Source organism: Lacinutrix sp. YIN62 (assembly GCF_057219185.1).
The window spans coordinates 1-13,291 of record NZ_JBXVVH010000035.1 but is presented as its reverse complement, the minus strand read 5'-3'; the positions used below and the strand labels follow the sequence as shown (position 1 = coordinate 13,291).

At 29.5% G+C, this 13,291-nt stretch carries 12 protein-coding genes; all 12 read right to left on the bottom strand.

What is annotated here, in order from left to right; translation table 11 throughout:
* Positions 1-88: 88 nt before the first annotated feature.
* Positions 89-1,384, bottom strand: coding sequence for a glycoside hydrolase family 19 protein (locus AC2D8I_RS15440; RefSeq protein WP_484706962.1), 1,296 nt, complete (start codon positions 1,382-1,384; stop codon positions 89-91).
* Positions 1,385-1,514: 130 nt separating this feature from the next.
* A complete protein-coding gene (locus tag AC2D8I_RS15435; RefSeq protein ID WP_484706961.1) occupies positions 1,515-2,465 on the bottom strand; it encodes a hypothetical protein in 951 nt (316 codons plus the stop codon).
* A gap of 30 nt (positions 2,466-2,495) precedes the next feature.
* Positions 2,496-3,158, bottom strand: coding sequence for a hypothetical protein (locus tag AC2D8I_RS15430; protein WP_484706960.1), 663 nt, complete (start codon positions 3,156-3,158; stop codon positions 2,496-2,498).
* A gap of 208 nt (positions 3,159-3,366) precedes the next feature.
* Complete coding sequence (locus tag AC2D8I_RS15425) at positions 3,367-4,074, bottom strand: hypothetical protein (protein WP_484706959.1); 708 nt, start codon at positions 4,072-4,074, stop codon at positions 3,367-3,369.
* An 88-nt stretch (positions 4,075-4,162) separates the two neighbouring features.
* Positions 4,163-4,600, bottom strand: a complete 438-nt coding sequence (locus tag AC2D8I_RS15420) for a lysozyme family protein (RefSeq protein ID WP_484706958.1) — start codon at positions 4,598-4,600, stop codon at positions 4,163-4,165.
* Between the two features lie 90 nt (positions 4,601-4,690).
* Positions 4,691-5,596 (bottom strand): DUF3828 domain-containing protein, encoded by a 906-nt coding sequence (locus AC2D8I_RS15415; RefSeq protein WP_484706957.1) that lies wholly within the window; start codon positions 5,594-5,596, stop codon positions 4,691-4,693.
* 11 nt (positions 5,597-5,607) lie between these two features.
* Positions 5,608-9,249 (bottom strand): PAAR-like protein, encoded by a 3,642-nt coding sequence (locus tag AC2D8I_RS15410; protein ID WP_484706956.1) that lies wholly within the window; start codon positions 9,247-9,249, stop codon positions 5,608-5,610.
* A gap of 4 nt (positions 9,250-9,253) precedes the next feature.
* Positions 9,254-10,087 carry a hypothetical protein gene (locus AC2D8I_RS15405; protein WP_484706955.1) on the bottom strand — a complete coding sequence of 278 codons (834 nt, stop codon included), beginning with the start codon at positions 10,085-10,087 and terminating at the stop codon, positions 9,254-9,256.
* Positions 10,084-10,491 (bottom strand): hypothetical protein, encoded by a 408-nt coding sequence (locus AC2D8I_RS15400; RefSeq protein WP_484706954.1) that lies wholly within the window; start codon positions 10,489-10,491, stop codon positions 10,084-10,086. The genes AC2D8I_RS15405 and AC2D8I_RS15400 overlap by 4 nt, the downstream gene beginning before the upstream one ends.
* A 15-nt stretch (positions 10,492-10,506) precedes the next feature.
* A complete protein-coding gene (locus AC2D8I_RS15395) occupies positions 10,507-10,971 on the bottom strand; it encodes a hypothetical protein (protein ID WP_484706952.1) in 465 nt (154 codons plus the stop codon).
* Position 10,972: 1 nt separating this feature from the next.
* Positions 10,973-12,430 carry a polysaccharide deacetylase family protein gene (locus AC2D8I_RS15390; RefSeq protein ID WP_484706950.1) on the bottom strand — a complete coding sequence of 486 codons (1,458 nt, stop codon included), beginning with the start codon at positions 12,428-12,430 and terminating at the stop codon, positions 10,973-10,975.
* Positions 12,430-13,291: phage baseplate assembly protein V (locus AC2D8I_RS15385; RefSeq protein ID WP_484706949.1), on the bottom strand; the 862-nt coding region annotated here is incomplete at its 5' end. The genes AC2D8I_RS15390 and AC2D8I_RS15385, both read right to left, overlap by 1 nt.

Below are 13,291 nucleotides of genomic sequence, written 5' to 3'. Positions count from 1 at the left end.
ATCTTCTGGTTTCATAAATGTGTTAAAGTTAATAAATAAAAAAATCTCGAGGGTGAATTAAACCCCGAGATTTTTAAACTTACACAGTTTATGAGATACTGCCTTCTTTGAGAAGCTTTATAAATCTTCCATTTAATTTTTTTTCCGCTTCAGTAAGATTATATATATTATTAGAACCTAAGCCGTCTGTTTTAAGAAATTGACAATCAAAAGCATTTCCATTAGAATGCGCTCCTGTTGAGCTATGCCCTAAATTTTTAGATGGATTATATGCGCTACAATCTCCTAAATATATTTTTTGTTTAGGATATTCTTTAACTAATTTGTATACAGCATCAGAAAATGCTTTTGCTTTTTCAGGTAACATCCAATCATCACCATATTTAGCTCTCTTTGATTTAGTTCCATCCTTTTTTGTATATGAGTAACTGTCTTCTATCCCACTATTAATAATATATGGATTACCTAATTTTGTAACTTGAACTAACCCAAATTCATTCGTAACAGTATTATCTATAGAAACAGGTGTACATTCATTAACTTTAAAAACGTCAATTCCTTTTTCTAAAAATCGTTTAACATCTTTCCAGCCTGCAGTACCACCATTTATTTTTCTACGTACTCGTTTAACATTCTGATCTGTTAGTTCTTTTACTTGATCTGCAGTTTGCCAAACAGCATTCTTTTCCCAATAAGCTATAGCACTTAAAACAGCATATTTAGCCTCTTTTACTTTATCAGGGTTCATTTCTAAATCAATATATTCTTTTGGAAATATATTTTTTAAAAATATTGCTGCTTTTTTGTAATTTCCTCTTCCTGTTAATTGTTTTAAACCACGGCCTCTAAATTTATACCCATCTCCGCTCGCTTCATTTCCATTCCCATTTCCAAAACCATTTTCTTTAGCGTATAAATAGTTAAGTAATTTTTTTTGAGGCCTCTCTTTACTATATGTTTCTAAGTTTCCTGAAGCTTTTAAATTTACAGCTCTATTATCAAACAAACTTTGTTTGATATTTTTAACTGCATAAGGGTGTACATCAGTTTCTACCATCCAATCGGGATGTATGCCTAATGTTTCAGCTCCTACTTGAGCAAAAAAATGAGCTTTTCTTAAACAAGTATTTAAGTGTAACGGTTTTCCTTCGTTCTTTCTCTGTTTCACATATTTATTGATATTTGCTATTATTTCTTCTCTAAAAGTTTTGTGTTTACTTAATACACCAAAAATATCTTCTATATGCTTTAATGTTATTTCTTCTTCGCATTTTGAACACTTGTCTCCCTCTTTTTTCTCAAATTTCAACTCCTCACCAAGAACTACAACGTTTTTATTTTCAGTAGTTTCATCTAGTTCTAGAGTTTTTACAACTTTAAGCATTAGGGATATTTTAATTTGCTTATAAAAAATCTAAAAGGAACAATTATAAAAATAACTGTTCCTTTTTTAATATAATTTGTTAAATATTCACTATAAAATAAGATATACTTACTATTTAAAAACCAAGTATTTATTTTACTTTTACGATTTCTCCTTCTTTTGTTATTGAATATATAATTCGTTCTATTAGTTTTTTATTATTGAATATCTTTTCTTTTTTCCTCTCTATTTTATAGTTCTTAGAAATTGAAAATGTAGTAGAGATTGATCCTATTGCATTGTTTTCTTCAATTTCTTCATTTGAATATAATAATAGTTTATCTTTCAGAACAAAGTTACTATCTAATGTAATTAAATATAATTCAGATTGTCCTGAATCATGATAGCCAGAAATAAGTAATAGCTTTATTTCTTGAAATGATGGTAATTTAGCATATTCAAAATTTGATAAATATTTTAAAAAATCAACTTTTGAATTCTCAATCTTTCTGAAGTTTTTCATTTCCATAATATTATCAAAAGAGTAGTTGTACGGCAAATCTATTAACTCACATCGATTATATATATTCTTGTAATTTATATTTTTAACCGTTACTTTAGGAGGTGGGTTTAAAAATGATTTTTTTTCAAAAATATGGTAATAAACACCATATTCTCGAATTAAAAATTTATCTCCAAAATCGAATAATTTATTTAATGGTGGAGGGCAATCTAAATTATAAAAACCTTTAAACTTCTCAATTTCTATACCTAATTCATCCTGTAAAAACATTTTTATCTTTTTTCTATCTTCATCACTATCACTGATATTATAATCTAAAGTCTCTTTTATTAAATTACCTTTTGCTAAACAAGTAGGAGAAATAGTATCCATTACAGAATAAAAAACACTATCATTTCGTATTATTATAAATTCTTTGTTAACTCCTATTATTGGAGCTACTTCATTTTTAGGATTAAGTGCAAATTGTTTTGATTTACTTAGATACCATACACCTTCTCGTTTTTCTTGACTAGTACAGGAATATATAAATAAACTAATAAATAAATAAGTAAATATTTTTTTGAAGACTTTAATCATAATTACTGGTTATATAAATTTTTAGTTATTTCAATTATTACATTTCTTTAAAATTAAGGGTTTGGTGTAATTACTAGTAAATACATAACTTTTTGACTCTCGTTTTTTTGTTTTTATATTGTAAAATCCTTTCCAAGTAAATTCCAATTCATTATTATTTTTCAAATGAATATTCGCTATAATACTATCTTTTGAAAAATTGTACCAACTTAAATTTGTATTACCTCGAGTAAGCCCTGTTAGCATATCGTATTTTAAATTGTATAGTTTTTCTTGTTTTAAATCTTTAGTTACTTTAGCTGTAATTCTTGCTCTTTCATTATCTGAAAATATAAAGTTAACATAAAATTCAGAAATTGGACTTAGCCCTGTTATCCCTTGAAAATCTTTTGTGCAATCAGATTTCCATGTTGCGTTAAGCATTTTTATTTCTTTACTGGTTAATGTTTTGCAATCTTCTTCTCCAAAACAATCTATACAAGTAGGTTTAGGAAGGTTTTTGAGCTTGTTAGCATCAATTACGTAATATGTAAAATCATCCTCGATTACATTATTATTATTAACATACTCCCATTTTAATATCTCTTCATTTATAGTCGTTATTTTATAATAAAAGTTTTTTTCTGTAAAATACATTTTGTAACCTTCATCAATTATTTCTATTTTTTCTATGAATAAATACTCTTTCTCCATTAAATCTATCGATAAGTCATTGTCTTTAGTAACTATTTTCGTAAAATAAGTTTCTTCTCCACAAGGATAGTAAAACTTATTTTCTTTATTGAAAATAGATATAAAAGTTTTATTCTTTAGTTTTTTTGGAAGCTCTATTATTGAAGAACTACAAGAATTATAAATAAATAAATAAATAAATAAATAATTAAATAAATAAATCGCATTGTCATTTGTTTTCTCTTATTTGTAATACAGTATATTTTCTTTTCGGTTTATACGCAGTAGTCCCTTGTAATATGTGGTTTTTCTTTATAAATAACCTATTTTCACTACTCATTCCTTTGCTTTTAGATTTAGTTCCTACTTCATAAAATTGATAATATTGTTTCCCTTGGTCACAACCTCTACCTATTATTACTACAAAATGATCTGTTGATTCATCATTATTAAAACCACCTCTATATTTATAAGTATGATCAACCCCTACCAAAACAGGTCTTTTGTTTTTAAGTTCTTTATTTATATAATCAATTCCTTGTTTTGCAATTGATGAATTAAATTTTATTTGCTCATTTTCTTCTATACCTATTTGATATAAAGCATCTCCTTTATTGTTTTTAGAATAATCTAATCCTCCTCCAGACAATCCATAATTACTTAAAATATCTTTACATGCTTTCCAACAAGCTACATTCTGTTGTTTCTTAGAACCATATTTATTATCGAATTGTGTTTGCCATTTATTCTCATTTGAAAGGCTCATGTGCCCCTCACAATGTTTACACGTTTCTATACTTTCTATATCTTCTAATTTTTCTCTACAACAACCTTTACCAAAAACTTTTTTTAAAAAGCCCTTCTCAATATGTAGTGTTGTTTTTTTGTTTAACTCTTCCTCTAAATATTTTTTATATTCATCAACGATTTTTTTCAAAGACTCTTCTCGTTGTCCATAACCAGAATTAGGTAAACTAGCCCATTCTTTTCTACATTTATAAATTGCATCTTCAATTTTTCCATCTTTAATTAAATTGAAGGCTCCTTTTCTTTATAATTATAAGATATGCACAATATAAGTCTTGACTTCTTTTAGAAAAATCATTAAGTTTTTGAGTCTTTCGCCAGTTTACAAAAGGCAAATCATTCCAATTCGTTTTTGTAATTTGATATGCGCCTGCGGCGGTTGAATTATATTTACTTATATAAATTTTTGGATGGTTACTCGTATCTTTTCCGTGATCTGAAAAAGAACTACCTCCAACAATACGTTTATAACCACCTTCATCAGAAGTTCCTTCACCTATTCTTATCATCCTCATAAAAGCTCTTAAGCGTGCTTCACATTCGCATACTTTTTCTTCGCTTTTATTCTGTTCCAAGTTTAACTCCTCACCAAGAACTACAGCGTTGTTGGTTTCTGTAATTTCATCTAGCTCTAGAGTTTTTGCAACTTTAAGCATTAGTGCTCTTATTCGGTTGCTATTTTTTTTATTTTCTTCTTCAGTTTTATTAGGATTGGCTATATAGTAAGCTCTAAGGAATGATGTATACTATTTACATTTAATTAATTTAATATTTCTGATTTTCTCTGTCATTATTTGAAAATCAGAATTTTCTTTCCATACCCTTTTTTTAATTGAAATATCATAAAATCCAAGCCAATTAAATATTAAATAATTAGATTTTTCATCATAATTAAATTTAGCTATTAAACTATCTTTTGAAAAACTATCCCAATTTAAACGCATACCACCTGCACCTAAATCTTTAGGAGAGTTTAAATATAAATTATATATAGAGTCGTTCTGTTTTTTTGCTAAAGCATTGATATATATCTGATTTGAATTAACCTCTATAAAAATATTTTCATTATTTATGTTTAAACTTCCACTTCCTTCATCACAATATATTCTCCAAGTTCCATTTATATTTTTTAATACTGAAAAATTCTCTAATAAAATGTTTTCATATTTATTTTGAAAGTTGAATAAATCATCATTTAATATAGCTGAAATTAAAAACGAATCTCCTGACTTTTCTAATAGCAAATCTATTTCTGTTCTTTTTTCATTTTGAAATCCAAACAATATAAAACTGACCTTAAATTGATTTTTATCTTTTAATGGAATAATTTTGATTGATTCTTTTATAGATTCACTATCATAATCTTGTCCTTGTATAAAAGGATCATAATCTAATATTAAATTAGTTTCAGTACTTAAACTATCTATTTTTTTTAATATACGTTTAGAAACATATTTATTTCTCCATTTATAATTAGTCGAATTTGATTCTGAACCATAAAATGTTAAGTAAAACTCTCTAATGATTTCTATTTGTTTGCTATAGGTATGCTCTTGTAAGTTATTAATACTATTATCTTGATTCTGATTCTGAGAATGTTGTTTGCAACTGATTATTAGAGAAAGTATTGTGTATAAAATTATTCTTTTCATAAAAATTGTATTTATTGCCATCTAAAAACATGATAATCTTTACCATTATAATCAGAATGAACTATTATATTTATTTGTTTAAAATCTGAAACCCATTGATTTCCAGTCCACATTGCAATATGTCCCCACTTACGCCCACCTGTTTTGTCAAAAACTACGATATCTCCTTTTTCAAAACTAGTGATTTTCCCTAAATTTGTGAAGCCTATTTTAGGCATCGCGTGTATGTATTGATAAGCATGCCCAAAACTACCTTCGATCCCACCAGCATTTATGGCTTTCCTGGTATATAGAGCACATTTGCCTTTTGATTTTGACTCAGCATTAGCAATTATATAATTTACCGCAGCATTTATATCATATCCTTCTTTTGCTTTTTTAACTTTTCTTCCGCATTTACACTTAATTCCAAACTTCTTTAAAAAGCCTTTGTGTAAATACAAATCGCTCTTTTCGGCTAGTTCTTCCTTTAAATATTTATCATACAATACCAAAGCTTCTTTCATTGTCTTGTTTGGCTGTCCATATCTTCCTGGAGGTAGACTAGCCCATTCGTAACTACCATATCTCTCAGTAGCTTCTTGTATCTTACCCTCAATAATCATTTTTAACATTCCTTTTCGTTTATGTTTAAAAAGAATGATACAAAATAAATCTTGACTTAATGGAGTGAAATCTTTTATTCCATATATTTTTCGTTGAATTTTCATACTGGTATCATTCCAGGTATATCCCATAACTTGATAAGCACCAGCAGCAGAACTATATACTTTTTCACCATTCTTTTTTGTATACCAATATATTTTTGTCTGTGGATGATCAGACATATTCTTATTATAAGGAGGTTCTGTGAAATTATTATGTCCGAATAGTTTGGTATACCCTATTTCTCCTGCTGTACCTTCACCCTCTCGTAACATCCTCATAAAAGCTCTTAAGCGTGCTTCACATTCGCATACTTTTTCTTCGCTTTTATTCTGTTCCAAGTTCAACTCCTCACCAAGAACTACAGCGTTGTTGGTTTCTGTAATTTCATCTAGCTCTAGAGTTTTTGCAACTTTAAGCATTAGTGCTCTTATTCGGTTGCTATTTTTTTTATTTTCTTCTTCAGTTTTATTAGGATTGGCTATATAATAGGCTCTAGGAAATTCTACTCCTTTATAACTCAAATAAAAATAACGCGGTTGTTTAGGCAGTCCTTTATGATCATCCTCCCATGTTTTAGGTATGCTAAAAGAAGTCTGACCATTGCCTTCATTATCGATTTTTAATTTTATGGTTTCGCTAAATTTAGGGTCTATTGACCAGTTAATATCTTCATAGATGTTAAACTCCAATGTTTCATCTATATAATTGCGAGCAGCTACTTTTATGGTAACCGTATCTCCGTATTTTACAATACCTGTATGCAATTTGTTATCTGCTTCGTATATTTTTAGGCTGGTTATTTTTTTAGAGCTGTTTACATCAAGATAATGTGGTTTGCCTTTTGGTATTAACACATATTGGTTATCTACCTGAGTATCTTTTTGAGTATTTTGTACTGCAAATTCTAATTTTTCTATAGTAAAGAAAAATTCATATTTATAATTTTCTATACGTCCAGCCTTATGCTCTTTGGGTATGGTAAAGGCTTGATTTACTATGCCGTTTGCTTGTGTTATGTTAATCTCGGTACCTGCATTTTCTATATAGGTGTCGTTGCCCTTTTGAGACTCCCATACTTTTAATTGGAGTTTTTCTCCTTGTAAGCCTTCCGTTTCTATATGGATGTACACTTGGTGTGCGTAACCGCTCTTACTTATGCTATTACCGTTTTTATCGGCCCAATAAGCTTTTGTTATTTTGGGTTGTATGGCTTTTACAGTATGTGTGGTTGCTCCAGAGCCAGAGGGGGAGCTTACAAAAGCTTCGTAGACAAGCTCGGTTTCTTTGGTTACTTTACGGGTGATTTTTACACCTGTATCTATACTATTGGTTTTATCAGGTTTATTTCCTTTTTTAAAATAGGTCCATTTTACTAATGCTTTTTCAGCTTCGGTAGGTGGGTTTATAGCAAATTGGGTTACTTCTAGATTTAAATAATGGCGTTCTTTTTCTTTTTCACCTTTATTGTATACACATATAGTGTCCTTGTCACCTGTTATGGCTTTTACATAGTTTGCACCTACTTTAAAGCTTAGTGAGTTTGTTGTGACTCCGTTGCAACTTGCTGTTACTATTATGGTTTTACTATTGTTTTGTGGTGGGATGCTTATTTGCGTGGTATTTTTTATTTTTGAAAAAGCTATAGCTTGACCACCGGAGGTTACTTCCCAATGTATGTTTTTTGATTTTAGAGGTATCGCATTTGGGAACAACATTGCTGCACTTATAAGGGCGGTTTCGGTAGGGCGTATGCGTTTCACTACTGTGCGATCTTTACCAGCCACGGTAAGTTTTAAACTATTGGCTAATTCTTGATATTTAATATGTACAAGATTGTATGCACCGCCTTTACCTGAATTTACATTAAAAGTTTTACTCTTACCATAAGCTTCTACAGCATAAATGCCTACGGTTCTATATGGGAAATCGAAGCGATCTCCTTTATCTACAAAAGTGTAGTGTTCTTTATAGGTGTTGTCTTTCTTTTTTTCGTATACAACCCAGTTAATACCTGATTTTTGTGTTTCAGTTACTTTTGCTTTGGTAAATTTACTAGCTTTAAATTGTATTCTATTATGTTTGCTATGGTAGGTATAGGTGTTTTTTATAGCACTTTGATTGTCGGTAGTAATAATGTCTTTGACTCCTATTGTTTCATCATCAGCATCATTAAAAGAACCTGTTTGTAGTTGTTCTACAACATTTTCGCTAAGTGCTTGGTTTATGACAGCAGCTATTTCTGGGGCGGTTTCTTCTACATCTACTTGAGTTACGGTTTGGGTTTGTCCGTGTGTTACAAAAGTTACCTTACCACCAAAACTGCAAATACCCTCGCTTTCTTCTATTAGAGCAGTGCCTTGATTGGGTAGCTTTATCGCGTCATAACTTTTTTCCCATTGTACTATATTTGGGACACAAGGCTTGAAATTTGTTCCCATAGGCTGCATTTTACATGTGCCAAAAGTTTTTACTTTAGTTTCGAAAGGTACAGGGAGGTCTTTGGTAGTCGCAACTAATTTGTCTGCACCATCTTTATCGTTTACATAAACGGTGTTTTGAGTCTTTACTTCAAAGATGCCATTGGGCTTTTGTTCATTACTCTTATCACACATGCATTCTGCTCCATAGCATATAGGGTATATACCTGTCTTACTAGGTTTTCCAGAGGATTCTTGTGTGGTTTCTTCTTTTTCTGTACTACTTGTATTTTCTGAAGTAGTGTTGTTATTGATTTTTTGAGTAGTAGTTGTTGTTTCAATTGTGTCTTCTTGTTGTTTTTCTTCTTTTGGAATATCCATTGGGATATTTACAACTTGCCCTAATGTAAGCTTACTCCAAGTAACTCCTGGGTTTACTTCTTTTATACGATCATCAAATGTCTTATACTTAGTTCCAGGGGTGTGTTGATTATATTTATTAAGGTATTTACTAACTAAATTACTTCTGTTTTCTATTTGAAGCTCTAAGTTTCTTGTGATGGTATGTAGTATTGGATCTTCTTCCATAGTATTATGCGTGTTGTAATGTTAGTACCACTTCTTTTTTATAATTACCTATTTTTATGGTTTGTGTAGCTGTACTTTTGTTTATCCATATACTGTCATAATCCAAAAGGGCGTGTTCTTGTATGCTTATCTCTAAATTTTCAATAGCAAAATTTTCTACTTTATTTTTAAAATAGACTTCAAGTTGTGACGTCCCTATTTTTGCTTTATCTAGGTTGGCATCTGTGTGTACAGACAATTGTTTGTCTTTTAATCCTAATGTTTTTATTCCAGTAAAGGGTAGTGGTGTATTATTTAAAATCCCTGTATTTGTAAATGCTGTATGGGTTTGTCCGTAATATATGAGATAGTCGCTAATAAAAGAATGGTAAAAAACTTGTAGTACCGCATTGTTATTTAGCATCTTTATTAATGGTTGTTTATTATTATAGACTTTGTCTAGTTGTTCTATAACTTGTGTTACGGGTTTCCCTGTAAACTCTTGTAATATTTGTTTTTTAGTTTGTTCCCAGCGTTTTATAAGTTTGTTGTGTTTATACAGGTTTTTGATATTGCCTTGTTTTGTACAGTTAAATTCAATAGTATTTAGTGGTTCGGCTGTTTTTAAATATAATTCGTTTATTTTACTAAGTATAGGGGTATTGTCAATAAGTACATTTGATTTTGTAAAAGTAAATGAGTGATTACTATATGTTATTTCTAAAGTGTAATTTATAGTTGAGTTTACAGGTTTTTCTATTCCCTTAATTATAGTTTGTATAGTTACATTATAACTTTTTGTATCCGAAATGGGGTGTTGCTTTGGGGGATTAGCAAGTATGTATGGAGCTTGTTTCATTTTTTGTTATGATTGATATTCAACTTTTCTAAAAAAAAAATATTTCCGATAATAAAAACTGCCAGGCAAATTGTTATAGGAGTAATAGATAAAAAGAATACTTCATTTATTTCTTCGCTAAATAAATAAGTTGACCAACATGAAACTCTATCGTTGAATAATTGATAATTAATGAGTAGCCATGAAGAAAGTAAAAGAATTGAAATTTTCAGATTCAATTTTTTAGGTGAAAAAGAAGCTATTAATAAAACAATCAGTATTAATATAAAGAGTATTAATATTAGGAATAATATAGTACTGTCATCGATAGGGTCAGAGCAAGATACTCCATCAGGTAAAAACCAATAATACTCAATTATTGTTGTTAAAATTGCAAGTAGTAAAACTATATACTTTTTTTTCATTAAATTCTTTTTATTTTACTTTTGTTTGAGTTCGATTTTTCTGATTTTAATAGTTTTATTAATATACCTACTGTTTTTATTGTCGTAAAATTTTTGAGCTTTTTCTTTTGTTTGATTTTTAATTGCCTTCAAACCAAAATATTCTTTCCACCCTCCTTCTTCATCAATAAAATACATTGTTCCATATTCATTAGGCTTAACTTTAAAAAATAAATCAATAAAAGTTCCATAACCACCATAATCATCAGACTCAAACGTATACACTTTAAATCTAAATTTACAAACGGAGGCTTCTCCTATTTGTCCTATATATATAGGGACAAACCAGATAAAACTAGATACAATTAATAATACTGATAAACTGATTCTTTTTATTAATTGTTTTATGTTTTTATGTTTTTTAAATTTGAAAAAAATCCTAATAAGATATATTATTGCTATAAAACTTATAAATACAAATATTAATTCTGGATACCTCATATCAATAATTACTCATTACTTCAAATTGAAAATCTTCTTCTTTTAGTTCTTCAATTAATTTTTTTAATTTATCCATTTCTATACGGCCTTTCTTATCGTAAGACTCAGTATATCGAAAAGCTCTTTCATGCATTAATAAGATCACTTTATTTTCTTTTTTTGATTGATCATCAAAAGGTTGTAATGAGGCATGATTTTCAAAATCTAAAATATTTTCTTTTACACTCTCTAAACTTTCATTTAATCTATCAGTTTGAATATATTGAATATTGTTTTTACCAAGATTATAGGAATTATTAGAATACAGATCTACATCATCAGGATGAACTTCATGCTCTTTTGAAAAATCAGCATTATTATTTTTAATATTTTCCTGAGTTTTTAAAGCTAATCTAAAATCCATATGCCATTCGACATCCCAACCGACAATTTTATATCCTTTATTGTAAATTTCATCAGCTTCTTCTTTAGAATCTTCTTTAGGCCATTCAAATTTTCTACCTCTATTAGTAGATTTTATATCTTTAATATCTTCATTCAAATACCATGTATTAGTTCCTGGAAATCTTGCAAATGGTTTTTTTTGGTTTTTTGCCATCATATGACTTTTAGAATATGAACTGTCTATTTGCTTAATATAACTTGTAATTAAATCTTCATTTAAACAAAAATCATCTAATACTGTTCTTCGTGAGTCCTCAGATATTTTTACTCCTCCACTTCTATAATAAGAAGTATAATAATAATTTGCATGAGAATAGCTGTGATTTGCAATTTCATGATTTTCATAAATATTTTTCAAAATTTTTAAAGTTCTATCATGATTCTTTTCATAAGAAAATTTAGTATGTATACCTGTTAGGAAAAAAGTAGCTTTAATACCTGTTTCTTTTAAAATTTGAAGAACTTCTTCCGTGCCAGCTTGGATACCATCATCAAAAGTTAAATATACTTTTTTAGCTGTCTTAATCTTACATTCAATACTAACATCATTTGTCGCTTTTTGCATATAAGCATAAACAGTCAGTTTTTTATTAGCCCATAAAGTATTATCTATAGAAATATCTTTTGTAGCTGTATTATATGAATGCTTTGTACTTCCATTTGGAAAATCTATAATTTCACCATCATCGATTTTATATGCCCATTTTATATTTTTTAATTCATCTTTATCCTTTTTAGGCTTTCTGGAGAATTGTACGGCTTTAAATGTATAAGTCTTTCCTATTTTAATTTCATTGTTTTCTCCGCAATCAGAGCAAATTATCTTAGTAACTTTTAACTCTTCTGTCTGTTCTGTTTCCGGAGTTACATAGCTATCATAAATTATGTCTTTCTTAGCAGAGTATTTCACACTTTTAGCAGCATTAAATATAATGTCGCCATTATTGGCATTCAGCGTTATTTTTTCGGCTGTTTTTGTAATGAATTTGCCTGTTTTTAAGATATTCCCTGCCATTAAAATAAATTTACTTTATCACCTGTATTGCTTTTTACATTACCAGAGCTGTTAAGCTCTATATCTTCTTTGGAGGTGTTCTTGGATATAATATCTGCATGTTCATCTAAGTTCACAGCCAATGACTCGAAATTCTCACTGGCTTGCTCGGTAATATTTTTAGCTAAAATATTCATGTCTTCACTTGCAGTAATGTTAGCATCTTTGCCCGCTCCCATCGTAATATCATCTCCTGCGTTGATTCCCATATTTTCACCAGCACTAGCAGTTAGGTTTTCACTAGCAGTAATATCTATGTTTTTGGCACTGATACTGATATTCTCTGGTGCACTGATTCGTATGCTTGAAGCTGCCGTATCAATAAAAATAATGTTATTGTTTTTATCGGTAATAGTTATACTTTCACTACGATCGGTATCATTAAACTCCAGTATATGCCCGCTTTTAGTAATAATACTTTTGTAATTATTTTTATCTTTTCCTCCTGCACCTGTAGTTCCATTGAATAAGCTTCCCATTACAAAAGGGCGGTTGGGGTCGTTATAACGAAAGCCAACCATTACTTGGTCCCCTATTTCAGGTATAAATACATGTCCACGATTTTGCGTGTGGTTGTCGCTACGTCCTGCATCGGGAGTCATTACACGTAACCAAGAGGTTTTCATAGGGCCTGTTTGCCATTGAAATTGTACTTGAACCCGTCCTTTTTGTTTCGGATCGTCGTTACTTAGTACCGTTGCTATTTGGGACTGTGCAATAGGTAAGGTTACTTCAGGTTCTGGTAATAGTGTTACGCCAGAAGATATGGCTTCAAATGTATTGTTGTATTCACTAGATCCCGTTGCATGATGCGTAATTTTG